A 13,519-nucleotide genomic window follows, 5' to 3' on the forward strand; every position below is an offset into this window, starting at 1 on the left:
CGCGGGTGAGCCGAGGGCTCCCCCGACGGACCTGGCTTACGCCGATGGGGCTTGTTCGGGCTTACGCCGACAACTGTCTGCTCAGGCGCCCGCGGTCGTCGGGTCGCCGGCCACGTCTTCTTGCGCGATGATCGGCGCGGCCGCCTCGACGGCCGGCGTCGCGGCACCGCGCTGACCGGCCGCCATGGTGGCGAACGCCGCGGCGACACCGGTGGCCAAGGCGGCCACAGCCCAGCGGCCGCCGGTGCGTTCGATGCCGAAGTAGCGGTCGAGCGAGATCGCCCCAGGCCCGGTCTCGGCCAGCGAGGTCACCGCCGCGATGAGGACGACGTTGTATTCCCACCCGCCGTTGGCAGCCCAGGGCCCGTTCGGCGCGTGCACCTTGCGGATCGCGGTCGCCATCACTCCGGTCAGGCTCGCGGCCGCCAGGGGTGTCGCCAGTCCCGCGGCGAGCAGCGCTCCTCCGGCGGTCTCGGTGACGCCCGCGGCCAGGGCGTGCAGCTTCGCGGGCCGCATCTGCAGGGACTCCATCATTCCCTCGGTGCCCGCGCAGCCGGGGCCGCCGAACCAGCCGAAGAGCTTCTGGCCGCCGTGGCCGATGAACAGGCCTCCGATCACCGCACGTGGCGCAAGACGTCCCACACTCATCCGCTTCTCCCTTTGTTGTCTGCGCAACACTACTGCGCCCGCAGCGAGGTCGCCATGGTCCGCAAGCAGAGATCAGCAATGTGGATTTCGACGCACAGAAACATTGACGGCACGGGTCCAATCGATATACAACATGTTACAACTTGTGTAGTAAGTGCCGAACCCACCCGCTCCCCCGATTGGTGACGCCATGACTTCCCTGCATCCCCCGCGACGAACATCGCGATACAGCCTGATCGCCGTGGTGGCCGCGGCCGCCGCGGTCGTCCCCCTGAGCCTCGGTGCGGCGGTGTTCGGCGGCAACGCCTCGGCCTCCGTGGGGCCGGCAACTACCACGGCACGACCAGCCGCCGCACGGCCAACGGCAGCAGCGATACGCGCGGCAGCGGTCCAGCCCGCCGCCGCGACACCACCGGCGGGCTTCTCCCTCACCTGGAGCGACGACTTCAACGGCGCGGCCGGCACCGGCGTCCCCGCGAGCGACTGGAAGTACGACACCGGCCCCGGCAGCTCCTTCGGCACCGGTGAGATCGAGACGATGACCAACAGCACGTCCAACGTCTACGAGGACGGCGCGGGGCACCTGGTCCTCAAGGCACTGCACACCGGCACCGACCCGCGCGCCGGCTGGACCTCCGGACGGATCGAGACCCAGGCGGCCACCTTCGGCGCACCCGCCGGCGGCGTCGTCCGGATGGAGTCCTCGATCCAGCAGCCCGACGTGAACACCACCAACGGTGCCGGCTACTGGCCCGCATTCTGGATGCTCGGCTCGGGGCTGCGCAACGGCGGTTCCTGGCCCAGCATCGGCGAGGTCGACATCCTCGAGGACATCAACGGCCGCAGCTCGGTGTTCGGAACGCTGCACTGCGGCAGCAATCCCGGCGGGCCGTGCAACGAGAGCACCGGCATCGGCAGCGGCGAGCACGCCTGCCCCGGCTGCCAGACCGGCTACCACGACTACGCCGTGGAGATCGACCGCTCGACATCGCCGGAGCAGATCCGGTGGTACCTCGACGGCGCGCTGTACTTCACCATCACCGCGAACCAGGTCGACGCCACCACTTGGTCCAACGCGGTGGACCATCCCTTCTTCATCATCTATGACCTCGCGATGGGCGGCGGATTCCCGGACGCGTTCGGTGGCGGCCCCACCTCGGCCACGGTCTCGGGCGGCGCGATGAACATCGACTGGGTCGCCGTCTACAACAAGGGTCCCGGCGGCACCGGCGGAACGCCGACGGGCACCAACATCGCGCAGGGCAAGCCGACCGCCGCGTCCTCGATCGAGAACGCCGGCACTCCGGCCGGTGCCGCCACCGACGGCAGCGCCACCACCCGCTGGTCCAGTGCCGCCAGCGACCCGCAGTGGCTGCAGGTCGACCTCGGCCAGCCGTACAACCTCACCGGTGTCGGGTTGAACTGGGAGGCCGCGTACGCCAAGGCCTACCAGCTGCAGACCTCGAACGACGGAACGAACTGGACGAACATCTACTCCACCACTACCGGCACGGGCGGCGTCCAGAACCTGGCAGTGACGGGCACCGGCCGCTACCTGCGGATGTACGGAACCGTCCGCGCCACCCCCTACGGCTACTCGCTCTGGGAACTGACCGCGAACGGCACTCCCGCCGCAACCACCGGCGGCACCCTGCTCTCCCAGGGTCATCCGGCCACCGCGAGCTCCAGCGAGAGCGCGGCGAATGGCGCCGGAGCGGCAGTGGACGGCAACACCGGAACCCGCTGGTCCAGCGCCTTCGCCGATCCGCAGTGGCTGCAGGTGGACCTCGGCGCGACCCACTCCGTGAACCGGGTGGTACTGCAGTGGGAGGCGGCGTACGGCCGGGCGTTCTCGATCCAGACCTCGAACGACGGCACCACCTGGACGACGATCTACTCGACGACCACCGGCACCGGCGGCACCCAGGATCTCGCGGTCTCGGGCAGCGGGCGATACGTCCGGATGTACGGCACCGCCCGGGCCACCACGTACGGCTACTCGCTGTGGGAGTTCGGCGTCTACGGCAGCTGAGCGCGCGGGCCGCCGGGCAGGAAGTTGTTCGTCTTCTGCTCGGCGGCCCCAGCCGGTTACGGTGGTCCCAGGGCCGCCGAGAGAAGGCCCGCGGGTCAACAGCGATTCCGTGCGCCCAGAGTGGGCGCGACAACGATGATCCCTGGAGATTTCGACATGGCACTCAACGCAGTTTCGCGCTCACTTCACGACGTGGGCCTGGCCGCCTGGTTCGGCGGCACCCTGGCCAACGCTGTGGCCCTCAACGCCGCGGCTGGTCACGCCGGCGACGCGCGCTCCGCCGGTGCGGTCAGCAATGCCGGCTGGGACCGGTGGACGCCGGTCAACGCCGCCGCCATCGGGGCACACCTGGCCGGCAGTGTGGCACAGCTCGGCGCCAACCGTGATCGGCTGAAGGCTCAGCAGGGAGTCGCCACCATGTCGTTGGTGAAGACCGGCGTGACCGTGGCGGCTCTCGCGGCGACCGGATACTCCCGCGTTCTCGGGCGCAAGGTCTCGCAGGCGGGCGCGGTGCCGCTGGCCGACGGCACCACCCCGACGTCGGAGACCCCGACGGAGGTGGCGACGGCGCAAAAGCAGCTGACCGCGCTGCAGTGGGCGGTGCCCGCTCTGACCGGTGCGCTGGTCGTCATCAGCGCGCTGGCGGGCGAGCAGCAGCGGCCCAAAGAGGTGCTGGCCGGACTGACCCAGCGTTTCAGCCACTGAGCTGAGTCGGGCTAGTCGCTCAGGTCAAGCTTGAATCCCTCATGAGTCGGGACAAACCCGCACCGCTCGTAGAACCGATGGCGTCGGTGCGGGTTTTGTCCGAGGTCAATTGGACGAACTGGCAGTTCCACTCCGACTCGGCAGCGGTCATGGTCTCCTGATCTCGGGGTGGCGATCGAAGGCTATTGCCGACGATCAGGGATCTGATTAGCTTGGCTGCGAAGAGACTCCTCTGCCCTTGCGGGCTGCCAGCGAAAGGTTCTCATGCCTCTTTCCGACTCCCTCGAATCCGACGCGCGTGAGCTCACCGCCGATCTGGTGAAACTGCGCCGCGCGCTGCATCGTCAGCCCGAGATCGGCTTGATCCTGCCGCGCACCCAAGAGACGCTGCTCGCCGAACTCGACGGCTTGGGCCTCGAAGTCAGCACCGGCACGAACCTGTCCTCGATCACCGCAGTGCTCCGCGGTAACGGCGACAGCACGACCGCGGTGCTGTTGCGGGCCGACATGGACGCCCTGCCGGTACAGGAGGCGACCGGCGTGGAGTTCAGCAGCCAGGTGGACGGCGCGATGCACGCCTGCGGACACGACCTGCACATGGCAATGCTCGTGGGAGCGGCGCGGCTGCTGAGCGTCAATCGAGATTCCCTCGCCGGTGACGTCGTATTCATGCTCCAGCCCGGCGAAGAAGGCTGGGACGGCGCCGGCAAGATGATCGAGGAGGGAATTCTGGACGCGGCCGGCCCACGAGTCGGCTCGGCGTACGGAATGCACGTGATGTCAGGCAAGTATCCGACCGGCATGTTCACCACCCGGCCCGGAACGCTGATGGCCGCCAGTGGCTGGTTGCGAGTGGTGGTCCGCGGTGCGGGCGGCCATGGTTCGACGCCGCACCTCGGCAGGGACCCCATCACCGCCGCGGCCGAGATGGTGACCAGCCTGCAGACCATGGTGACCCGGCGATTCGACCCCTTCGACCCGGTGGTCGTCACTGTCGGGCGCATCAGTGCGGGAACCAGGCGCAACATCATTCCGGACAACGCCGAGTTCGACGCCACCGTCCGCACCTTTTCGGCAGCGAACCTGGAACAGATCCGGGTCGACGCGCCGCTGCTGTGCCGCCGGATCGCCGAGGCCTACGGTCTCGAGGCCGAGGTCGAGTACATCGACGAGTATCCGGTCACGGTCAATGACCCACGGCATGCGGCGTTCGCCGCTGAGGTGGTCGCCGAGGTGTTCGGCCCCGACGGGTTCGAGACCATGCTCCACCCGGAGCCGGGAGCAGAGGACTTTTCCCGGGTGCTGGAGGAGGTGCCCGGCTGCTATCTGATGCTCGGCGCCGCGCAGGGTGAGGACTATGTCAACGCGCCCAGCAATCACAGCCCGCGGGCCACCTTCGACGACTCGGTGCTGAGCAAGGGCGCGCTGCTGCACGCGGAGCTGGCGATCCGGGCGCTGCAACGCGATACCGCTGCGACCGAACGCTAGGGGCCAAGGGGCTAAGCCCCAGCGCTAACGCCAGAGCAGCTAACTGCGCGGCTCAGCCACGGCCGCGGCGGCGGCGCGCCAGCGAGGTGAGCGTGCTGTCGGCCCGGCGCAGCATCGAGGCGGCGGTGGAGTTCGGGTCGCGGCGGCTGGCGGACGCGGCCGCCCGGTGGATGATCGTCCGGGCGAGCGGCAACGCGACGGCCAGCAGCAGCCAGGTGCGGATTCTGCTGGAGAGAAAAAGCCACATGTCCGTCGGTCCTTTGCTCGGGTGGGCCGCGCCGAAGCCGCGTGCCGCCATATTCGGGTACTCGCCAGAGCGCGTGCTGGGGTTGAACAGGCGGCTCGTCGTCCCAGCCTAGTCGGGTGGGGACGATTACCCGCGAAGACGCCGGCAGCACCCGTACCTCGAACGGCGAGGTACGGGTGCTGCCGGATTCATGCTTGCACCGGGCGGCGGTCGCTACCGCCTCCGGTCAGCTCAGGCGATCTCACCCTTCGGTCCGCGACGCCGGGCCAGCAGCGTGAGGAACAGCCCGGCCAGCACGGTGAGCAGGCCGCCGACCGCCGTCGGCATGATGCTCGCGCCGGTGGCCGCGAGATCGGAGCCGGACCCAGTGCCCGAGCCGGACCCAGTGCCCGAGCCGGACCCAGTGCCCGAGCCGGACCCAGTGCCCGCCGTCCCACCGGTGCCGGCACCAGAACCGGACTCGGCTCCCGTCCCGCTGTCATCGGTGTAGGTGAAGCCCAGGGGTGCGCTGGTGCCGGCCGGGGTGGTCACGGTGACGTCGACCGGTCCCGCGGCGTGCGCAGGCGTGGTGAAGGTCAGCGTGGTCGGGCCGGTCACCGTGACGCCACTGGCCGGGATGGTGACCCCGCCGATGGTGACCGTGGTCTTGCCCGGGACGAACCCGCTACCGCTCACCGTGACGGTCGTGCCGCCACCGGTCGGACCCGAACCGGGGGTCAGACCCGTCCCCGTCGGCGGCACTGGGACGTAGGTGAAGCCCTGCGGTGCGCTGGTGCCGGCCGGCGTGGTGACGGTGACCTTGACCGGTCCGGCAGCGTGCACCGGCGTGTCGAACGTCAACGTGGTGGGGCTGGTGACGGTGACGTCACTGGTGGGAACGGTGATCCCGCCGATGGTGACCGTCGTCGCGCCGGGGACGAACCCGGTGCCGGTGACCGTGACGGTAGTTCCGCCGGTGGTCGGACCCGACGTCGGGTTCAGGCCGATTGCGGTGGGAGCGGGCACGTAGGTGTAGCCCTGCGGGCCGGTGGTGCCGCCCGGAGTGGTGACCGTGACCCCGACCGGGCCGGCAGCGTGCGGAGGCGTGCTGAACGTCAGGGTCGTCGGGCTGGTCACCGTGACGTTAGCGGCCGGGATCGTCACTCCGCCGATGGTGACCGTCGTCGCGCCGGGGACGAAGCCGGTGCCGGTGACCGTGACGGTCGTGCCACCCGCGGTCGGGCCGGACGGCGGCGTGAGGCCGATGGAGGTGGGCGGCGGCACGTACGTGAAGTTCTGCGGGCCGGTGGTGCCGCCCGGAGTGGTGACCGTGACCCCGACCGGGCCGGCAGCGTGCGGAGGCGTGCCGAACGTCAGGGTCGTCGGGCTGGTGACCGTGACGTTAGCGGCCGGGATCGTCACTCCGCCGATGGTGACCGTCGTCTGCCCGGGAACGAACCCGGTGCCGGTGACCGTGACGGTCGTGCCGCCCGCGGTCGGGCCGGACGGCGGCGTCAGGCCGGTCGCCGTCGGCGTGACGGACGGCTGCACACAGGTGGCGTTGCCTGCCGTGATGGTGCCCAGGGGCACACTGATCGGTGCGCCGTTGACGGTGCCGGTCAGGGTGAAGCTGATCTGCAACGCGGTTGCAGTGGCCGTGGTGGCGGTGGTCTGCTCGATACGGGTGCGGACGACCGCGGTCAGCGTGGCGTTGGTGACGTTGTTCACGGTGACAGCCGAAGTCACGGTGACGGCCGGGCCGTTCACCGTCGCGGTGACCAGTTGGCCGAGCACGTTCAGGCCGGTGACGACGGTGGTCGCGACGGGTGGCCCGCCGGCGGGACAGGTCGCCTGGCCGGACAGCGCGGTCGCCGTGATGGGTGATCCCAGCACGGCCGCGGCGAGCCCGTCGACGCGCGAGGTTCCCTGGTTGCGAGCCGCGGACGAGGTCGCCGATGCCGACGCCGTGCCGTTCGTCGCGGTGACGCCTACCGCGCCGGTGAGGGCAGCGGCCACGTCCACGGCCGACACGGCCGAGTCAGGGGGCGCGGTGACGGCGGCGACGGTGGCGTTCGCATTTGCCACCACCCCCGGCGGGTTGCCGGCCTGGCCGTTCAGCGCCACTTGCAGGGCGGTACCGCTGGCTTGGACGGGCGCGGCGGACGCGGGGCTGGCCGCAACGACCATCCCCGCGGCGAGCAGGCCGCCCACCGTGGCTGCCGCACCCCATCGGTGCAAGACCTGGACTTTCACAGAGACCTTCCCACTGCCAGCTCGCTGGCATAGATGTACATGGAACGTGTGGGCCGTAGTTTCCAGTGAATACGCTCGGTAGGCAACTCGACACGCAGATGGCGCGATCGATCCACCCGATGGCGGCCGACCCGCTGCCGGTGGCGCGCTCCGAATAGACTCGGGGCGACCACTTCAACCCATCATCGCGAGGACGCCGCATGAACAGCTCGAACAGCGCTCACGACGCAGCCGGCTCTGACAGCTCAGACAGCTCAGACAGCTCTGACAGCACAGACAGCTCGGCCGGCGATCAGCAGGACGCGGCCGAGGGCGACGCCGCCGCGGTGCGGGCCGGCGCGGACGTCGAGGTGCCTGCCGACGAGCCGGCAGCGACGCCCCACACGACCCGGACCCTATCCGACGTCGGGAAGATCGGGTTAGATGAGGACTTCCCACTCACCACCGATGAGCAGGCGCAGGACGAGGGATCCGTCGTCAACCCGGAGTCCTCCTGACCTCTCCGCTCGCCAGGGAGAGTCGCTCGCCGAAGTCGTACCGAAGGAGCCAGTCAGCAATGAACACACCCCGGGTCCCGGACGAGCGACTGACCGGCGACGAGCGTATCGAGCAGTCCGACGCTGCGATGACGGTGTCCGCAGAGCAGGTGTACGTCGACACCGAGTGGACCGTCAGTGGCCGGGTGCGGCTGCGTCGCCAGATCGAGACCCGCACCGAGACCATCCAGGTAACCCTTCGGCGCGAGGTCCTCGTGGTCGACACCGAGGACACCGTCGGCGACGACGGGGCGATCGTCGGGGTCGCCGCCGACAATCTCGCGGTCGGCGCCCCCGGACCCGTGCCCGAGCCGATCGTGCTGGTGCTGCGCGAGGAGGTTCCCGAGGTAAGCGTGCAGATCCGGCCGTACGAGCTGGTGTCCACCGACATCACCCGGACGTCTCGCGAGCATCCGGTCACTGCCACGGCGCGGCGCGAGCAGGTCGTGCTCGAGGGCGACACCGGGGCCTGATCGCCTACGGTTGGGGTACGAACACGCCGACGATGGAGAGCCCTCTCTTGCCCGAGCCGCAGGTGTACGTCATCCACGAGAACAGCGAGTGGCTACCACCGATCGCCGCCGCCCTCGACGCCGAAGGGGTGCCCTGGTCGCCCTGGCTGCTGGACGGCGGCGGGATCGACCTGACTACCGCCCCGCCGCCCGGCGTCTTCTGGTCGCGGATGAGCGCCTCGGCCCACACCCGCGGGCACACCGCGGCGGTCGAGCAGGCGCGCGGTGTGCTCAGCTGGCTCGAGGCGCACGGCCGCCGGGTGGTCAACGGCCGCCGCGTGCTGGAGCTTGAACTGAGCAAGGTCGACCAACTCGTGGCGCTGCAGGCGGCTGGGATCGACGTGCCCCGCACCGTCGCCGTCAGCGGCAATGAGGCGCTGCTCGCCGCGGCGGCCGAGTTCCCGACTCCCTTTCTCACCAAGCACAATCGCGGCGGCAAGGGCTTGGGCGTGGCGCGCTACGACTCGGTGGACGAGCTCGCCGTCGCGTTGAAGGACCCGTACCTGGACGTGCCGGTGGACGGCATCACGCTGCTGCAGGAGTACCTGCCACCGGCCGGCGGGGTGATCACCCGCGTCGAGATCGTCGGCGGAGAGTTCCTGTACGCGCTGACGGCCGATGTGGTGCGGGGCGGCTTCCAGCTGTGCCCGGCGGACGCCTGCGCGGTGGACGGCAGCGACGACGCGAGCCTGTTCGCCCAGCGGGAGAACTTCGATGACCCGATTGTCGGCCGGTACCTGGACTTCGCGGGCTCGGCGGGTATCGAGGTGGCCGGCATCGAGTTCCTCGAAACGTCCGACGGCCGCAAGGTCACCTACGACATCAATACCAACACCAACTACAACCCGGACGTCGAGGCGGCGGCTCCGCGCAGCGGCCCGAAGGCGGCGGCGAAATTCCTGTCCCGGCTCTTCAACCAGACAGACACCGCCAGAACAGACACCGCTACAGCAACGACCGACGGGACGGCACGCTGATGCGCTTCGGATACTGGATGCCCATCTTCGGCGGCTGGCTGCGCAATGTCGCCGACGAGCGGATGCCCGTACAGTGGCCCTTCGTCCGGGATTTAGCAGTAGCGAGCGAAGAGAACGGCTTCGACCTCAGTCTCATCGCCGAGCTCAACCTGAACGACATCAAGGGTCACCGTGCGCCGGCCCTGGACGCCTGGACGCTCGCGCCGGCCATCGCCGCGGTCACCGAGCGGCTGGAGCTGATGCTCGCGGTACGGCCCAACTACCACTCCCCCACGGCCACGGCCAAGGCGCTGTCCACCCTTGATCTGATCGCGCCCGGCCGGCTCTCGCTGAACGTCGTGTCGTCCTGGTGGAAGGACGAGGCCACCCAGTACGGAGCGCCGTTCGACGTGCACGACGCACGGTATGCCCGCACCGAGGAGTGGCTCACCGTGCTCCGCCGACTGCTCACCGAAGACACCGTCACCCATTCGGGTGACCTGTACGAGCTGGCCGCAACCATCCTGGAGCCCAAGCCCGCCACCGTGCCGACCGTCTACATGGGCGGCGAATCCCCCCGCGCCAAGCAGGTGATCACCGCGCTGGGCGACGCCTACGTGATGCACGGCGACCCGCCGGAGGTGATCTCGGCCAAGATCGCCGACCTCAACGGCCGCCGCGCCGAGCAGGGCCGTCCGCCGATGACCTTCGGCGTGTCCGGCTTCGTGATCTGCCGGGACACCGAAGCGGAGGCGCAGACGGAGCTGGACCGGATCCTGGACGTGCGCTCCAGCAAAGAGGCTTACGCCTCGTACGAGGACTTCGTCGCCGGTTCACAGCTGGAATCCCAGGTGTCGCTGGAGGAGTACAGCGTGTCCAACCGGGGCCTGCGCGCGGACCTGATCGGCACGCCGGCGCAGATCACCGAGCGGCTGCGGGAGTATTCCGACGCCGGAGTGGACCTGATGCTGCTGCAGTTCTCGCCCCAGCACGAAGAGATGGCCCGGTTCGGACGCGACGTCATCGCACCCTGGCGAGCCGCGGTCAGCGGCGCCTGATCGCCAGTGCAGCACCGGCCGATGCCACCGCACCGGCCAGACCCGCCAGCACACCATGATGGTGCGAGGCCCACAGCTGCACGCTGCGCTCCTTGGACTGGTCATCGAAGCTGCCGTGCGCGGTGTAGTCGCGGCCGCCGGACCCGTCGGCAGGGTCCCAGAGATTCACCTGGTCATCAGGGCGCCGTCTGCGCTCGGGCCGGTCGTCCTGCTGCGCCGCGTACCCCGTCCGGGCGAGGTAGCGGTCCAGCAGTCCCGGAGCGATCGCGTTGGCCGCGAGGGTTCCCATCGTGCTGCCGCCGACCCAGTACTCGCGCCGCTTGGGGTGGTCGGCGGCGTAGAGCACTGCCCGGGCCGCGACGTCGGGCTGATAGATGGGCGCCACCGGCTGGGCAGGCTCGGGCAGCCGGGACAGCACCCAGTCGAACTGCGGGGTGTTCACCGCCGGCATTTGGACCATGGTCACCCGAACCTTGCTCTTGTCGTGCAGCAGCTCGCAGCGCAGCGCCTCGTGAAAGCCCTGGATGGCGTGTTTGGAGCCGCAGTACGCCGTCTGCAATGGAATGCCCCGGTACGCCAGGGCCGAGCCGACGTGGACGATCACCCCGCGGTCGCGCGGGCGCATCCGCTTCAGGGCCGCCATGGTCGCGTAGACATAGCCGAGGTAATTGACCTCGGTGACGCGCTTGAACTCCTCCGCGCTGATATCGGCGAACTCCGCGAACACCGAGGTGAACGCCACGTTCACCCACACATCGATCGGCCCGAACTCGTCCTCAGCGCGCGCGGCGGCCGCTTCGACCTGTTCCGGATCGGCAACATCCGTCGGGATGACCAGGGCCTTGCCGCCGGCCCGCTCGACATCGAGCGCTGCCGCGGCGAGCCCGGTCTCGCCCCGTGCCAGCAGCACGACCTTGGCGCCGCGCGAGCCGAAGGCCTGGGCGGTGGCACGCCCGATGCCACCGCTGGCACCGGTGACGACGACGACCTGCTGCTGGGGCGGAGTCTTCATGGCTGCCTTCTCTCAGTGGTGGATCGCTGTTCCGTTCAGTCGCTGTTCGGTTCAGTCGCTGCGGTTTGGTCAGACGGGGCGTTCCTGCACGATAGTGGGAGGCACAGACACCGGCGCTGCTGGCTGGTCACGACCAGCAGCCTACGAGAGGTTGATCGATGGGGTTTACGGACCGGTTGGATCGGTTCCAGCGCAGGCATCCGGCGTCCGGCTTTCCGCTGGCGGTTCTCTACAAGTACATCGACGATTCCGGCGGCTATCTCGCTGCATTGATCGCCTACTTCGGGTTCGTCTCGCTGTTCCCGTTGTTGCTGCTGCTGGCGACCGTCCTGGGATTGGTGCTGGTCGGCCACCACGCGCTGCAGCAGCAGATCCTGGGCTCGGCGTTGCAGCAATTCCCCGTGGTGGGCAAGGATCTCGGCGATCCCAAGCGGTTGGGTGGCGGTCCGGCCGGCCTGGTGATCGGCATCCTGGGCTCGCTGTACGGCGGCCTCGGCATCGCTCAGGCCATGCAGTACGCCATGAACACCGTCTGGCGGGTGCCCCGTAACAGCCGGCCGAACCCGATCAAGGCCCGCGGCCGAAGCCTGCTGCTGCTGCTCGGCGTCGGGATCTCCGTCGTCGGCACCACCGTGTTGTCGACTTTCGGCGGCAGCTCCGCCGGCTCCCTGGGCCCGATCCTGCGGACCGCCTCGCTGGTCGGTTCGCTGCTCGTCAACGCCGCCATGTTCCTGTTCGTGTTCCGGATCGCCACGACCCGCTCACTGTCGATACGGGACGTGGCACCCGGCGCCGTGATCGCGGCGATCATCTGGCAATTGCTACAGAACTTCGGTGTTCTCTATGTCGGCCATGTCGTACGGAACGCCAGCGCCACGAACAGTGTCTTTGCTGTCGTGCTCGGGCTGCTGGCGTTCCTTTACGTCACATCGATATCCGTCGTGCTGTGCGCGGAGATCAATGTGGTGCGGGTGGAGAAGCTGTACCCACGCTCGCTTCTCACACCCTTCACCGACAACGTGGTGCTGACCGCCGCGGACCGCGAGGCCTATGCCGGTCAGGCGACTGCCCAACAGAGCAAGGGCTTCGAGGACGTCAATGTCCAGTTCGACCAGCCCAATGGCGGGCCGAGTGACGGTGAGCCGCGGTCATCCTCCGAGCGAGGCGTTTGAGTCTTCCTGGATCGTCGTTCCCGCCGAGGAGGCCTTGGACTTCACCGTCTGGACGAGCCCCTCCAGGACGCCGATGCCTGACGTGTCGCCGCTCTTGAGCTTGTCCACCACGGAGGAGACCTGGTCACCGATGGCTTGCAGCGGCCGGCCGATCGTCTTGCACAGGGTGGGATTGGCCTGCACGTCCTCAGCGGCCAGCCGGACTTCGCGCTTGATGAACAGCGCCGCGGCACCGGCCTTCACGAACGCGGTGATCCTGCCGTGCGCGCCCGACTTGAAGGTTCCGGCCTGGAACGGCTTGTAGAGATAACGGTGAAACGCGCCGAACGCCAGGCCCGTGTGCAGCACGAACTTCGACTTCGCGAAGTTGGTGGTGTTCGAGGTCGGGCAGCCCGCGGCCGCCGTGGAGGCACCGTCCGAACCGGACGTCGCGGACGGGTTCGAGCCGGCGGTGACCCCCGAGCTCACAGCGGACGCCGCACTGCTGGTCGTGCTGTTCTTGCCGCCGCACCCGGTGGCCACGAACGCCACCAGGAAGAGGGACAGGACCGCGGCGAGCACCCGGAAGGGCGCCGGCCCGGAGTGCTGTCGGAGTCGGCTTCGGACTGTGCGTGGTGATGTCATAAAGGCTCCTTGCCTCGTCGTTCGGGAACTGTTCCCGGCGAGTGGTGAGGCACTCGTAGCGAGGCTGATCCTTCAACCGCTGCTTCGACAGTAGCGCGAGACCTCCACGAAACTCGCGTGCGTGTGCCCAACGTGTGTCCAATCCGTTGGGTGGGTGGTGGCGAATGACGGGTGTGTTTCACCCGCCGCCGGTGGATGTGCCGGCACTGTCTTGGAGGAAAAGCATGAAGAAGTCCCTGCTCTTGGCCGCACCGGCGTTGGCGATCGGCGCGATGGCCCTGGCCATGCCCGGTGTCG

General features: G+C 69.1%; 13 protein-coding genes. 8 read left to right on the forward strand and 5 right to left on the reverse strand.

What is annotated here, in order from left to right; translation table 11 throughout:
• Nucleotides 1-81: 81 nt before the first annotated feature.
• Nucleotides 82-648: a DoxX family protein gene (locus RM423_RS09915; protein ID WP_311422863.1), complete on the reverse strand. Its 567-nt coding sequence runs from the start codon at nucleotides 646-648 to the stop codon at nucleotides 82-84.
• Between the two features lie 190 nt (nucleotides 649-838).
• Here RM423_RS09915 and RM423_RS09920 point away from each other — a divergent pair, with 190 nt between their 5' ends.
• The 3 genes from RM423_RS09920 to RM423_RS09930 all read left to right on the forward strand — a co-directional run bounded on the left by RM423_RS09920 (nucleotide 839) and on the right by RM423_RS09930 (nucleotide 4,873).
• Nucleotides 839-2,680, forward strand: coding sequence for a discoidin domain-containing protein (locus RM423_RS09920; protein ID WP_311422864.1), 1,842 nt, complete (start codon nucleotides 839-841; stop codon nucleotides 2,678-2,680).
• A 156-nt stretch (nucleotides 2,681-2,836) separates the two neighbouring features.
• Nucleotides 2,837-3,385 (forward strand): hypothetical protein, encoded by a 549-nt coding sequence (locus RM423_RS09925; RefSeq protein WP_311422865.1) that lies wholly within the window; start codon nucleotides 2,837-2,839, stop codon nucleotides 3,383-3,385.
• A gap of 264 nt (nucleotides 3,386-3,649) precedes the next feature.
• Nucleotides 3,650-4,873 (forward strand): M20 metallopeptidase family protein, encoded by a 1,224-nt coding sequence (locus tag RM423_RS09930; protein WP_311422866.1) that lies wholly within the window; start codon nucleotides 3,650-3,652, stop codon nucleotides 4,871-4,873.
• Between the two features lie 52 nt (nucleotides 4,874-4,925).
• Here RM423_RS09930 and RM423_RS09935 read toward each other — a convergent pair whose 3' ends face one another.
• Together RM423_RS09935 and RM423_RS09940 are read right to left on the reverse strand one after the other, a co-directional pair.
• A complete protein-coding gene (locus RM423_RS09935) occupies nucleotides 4,926-5,120 on the reverse strand; it encodes a hypothetical protein (RefSeq protein ID WP_311422867.1) in 195 nt (64 codons plus the stop codon).
• 231 nt (nucleotides 5,121-5,351) lie between these two features.
• Complete coding sequence (locus RM423_RS09940; RefSeq protein ID WP_311422868.1) at nucleotides 5,352-7,352, reverse strand: IPT/TIG domain-containing protein; 2,001 nt, start codon at nucleotides 7,350-7,352, stop codon at nucleotides 5,352-5,354.
• Nucleotides 7,353-7,552: 200 nt separating this feature from the next.
• Between RM423_RS09940 and RM423_RS09945 the strand changes: the two genes are divergently transcribed.
• The 4 genes from RM423_RS09945 to RM423_RS09960 are packed head-to-tail and all read left to right on the forward strand — an operon-like array spanning nucleotide 7,553 to nucleotide 10,414.
• Nucleotides 7,553-7,849: a hypothetical protein gene (locus RM423_RS09945; RefSeq protein ID WP_311422869.1), complete on the forward strand. Its 297-nt coding sequence runs from the start codon at nucleotides 7,553-7,555 to the stop codon at nucleotides 7,847-7,849.
• A gap of 59 nt (nucleotides 7,850-7,908) precedes the next feature.
• The gene (locus RM423_RS09950; protein ID WP_311422870.1) at nucleotides 7,909-8,361 is read left to right on the forward strand and encodes a DUF2382 domain-containing protein; all 453 of its coding nucleotides are present in this window, start codon (nucleotides 7,909-7,911) and stop codon (nucleotides 8,359-8,361) included.
• Between the two features lie 32 nt (nucleotides 8,362-8,393).
• Entirely contained in the window at nucleotides 8,394-9,377 is a 984-nt protein-coding gene (locus tag RM423_RS09955) for an ATP-grasp domain-containing protein (RefSeq protein ID WP_396327666.1), read from the forward strand.
• Entirely contained in the window at nucleotides 9,377-10,414 is a 1,038-nt protein-coding gene (locus tag RM423_RS09960) for an LLM class flavin-dependent oxidoreductase (RefSeq protein WP_311422872.1), read from the forward strand. The genes RM423_RS09955 and RM423_RS09960 overlap by 1 nt, the downstream gene beginning before the upstream one ends.
• Here RM423_RS09960 and RM423_RS09965 read toward each other — a convergent pair.
• Nucleotides 10,401-11,426: an SDR family oxidoreductase gene (locus tag RM423_RS09965; protein ID WP_311422873.1), complete on the reverse strand. Its 1,026-nt coding sequence runs from the start codon at nucleotides 11,424-11,426 to the stop codon at nucleotides 10,401-10,403. The two genes, RM423_RS09960 and RM423_RS09965, sit on opposite strands and share 14 nt — an antisense overlap.
• A gap of 158 nt (nucleotides 11,427-11,584) precedes the next feature.
• Between RM423_RS09965 and RM423_RS09970 the strand changes: the two genes are divergently transcribed.
• A complete protein-coding gene (locus RM423_RS09970; protein WP_311422874.1) occupies nucleotides 11,585-12,598 on the forward strand; it encodes a YihY/virulence factor BrkB family protein in 1,014 nt (337 codons plus the stop codon).
• Here the strand turns inward: RM423_RS09970 and RM423_RS09975 are convergent.
• On the reverse strand, nucleotides 12,575-13,222 hold the full coding sequence (locus RM423_RS09975) for a hypothetical protein (RefSeq protein ID WP_311422875.1): 648 nt from the start codon (nucleotides 13,220-13,222) through the stop codon (nucleotides 12,575-12,577). The genes RM423_RS09970 and RM423_RS09975 overlap by 24 nt on opposite strands.
• Nucleotides 13,223-13,519 lie beyond the last annotated feature (297 nt).

Origin of the sequence: Jatrophihabitans lederbergiae (assembly GCF_031845305.1) — a bacterium.
GTDB classification, from domain to species: Bacteria; Actinomycetota; Actinomycetes; order Mycobacteriales; family Jatrophihabitantaceae; genus Jatrophihabitans_A; species Jatrophihabitans_A lederbergiae.

Bases quoted from the DNA above. Each gene is read 5' to 3' on its own strand.
- RM423_RS09915 (WP_311422863.1), bottom strand. From the start codon at position 648: ATGAGTGTGGGACGTCTTGCGCCACGTGCGGTGATCGGAGGCCTGTTC.
- RM423_RS09920 (WP_311422864.1), top strand. From the start codon at position 839: ATGACTTCCCTGCATCCCCCGCGACGAACATCGCGATACAGCCTGATC.
- RM423_RS09925 (WP_311422865.1), top strand. From the start codon at position 2,837: ATGGCACTCAACGCAGTTTCGCGCTCACTTCACGACGTGGGCCTGGCC.
- RM423_RS09930 (WP_311422866.1), top strand. From the start codon at position 3,650: ATGCCTCTTTCCGACTCCCTCGAATCCGACGCGCGTGAGCTCACCGCC.
- RM423_RS09935 (WP_311422867.1), bottom strand. From the start codon at position 5,120: ATGTGGCTTTTTCTCTCCAGCAGAATCCGCACCTGGCTGCTGCTGGCC.
- RM423_RS09945 (WP_311422869.1), top strand. From the start codon at position 7,553: ATGAACAGCTCGAACAGCGCTCACGACGCAGCCGGCTCTGACAGCTCA.
- RM423_RS09950 (WP_311422870.1), top strand. From the start codon at position 7,909: ATGAACACACCCCGGGTCCCGGACGAGCGACTGACCGGCGACGAGCGT.
- RM423_RS09955 (WP_396327666.1), top strand. From the start codon at position 8,394: ATGGAGAGCCCTCTCTTGCCCGAGCCGCAGGTGTACGTCATCCACGAG.
- RM423_RS09960 (WP_311422872.1), top strand. From the start codon at position 9,377: ATGCGCTTCGGATACTGGATGCCCATCTTCGGCGGCTGGCTGCGCAAT.
- RM423_RS09965 (WP_311422873.1), bottom strand. From the start codon at position 11,426: ATGAAGACTCCGCCCCAGCAGCAGGTCGTCGTCGTCACCGGTGCCAGC.
- RM423_RS09970 (WP_311422874.1), top strand. From the start codon at position 11,585: ATGGGGTTTACGGACCGGTTGGATCGGTTCCAGCGCAGGCATCCGGCG.
- RM423_RS09975 (WP_311422875.1), bottom strand. From the start codon at position 13,222: ATGACATCACCACGCACAGTCCGAAGCCGACTCCGACAGCACTCCGGG.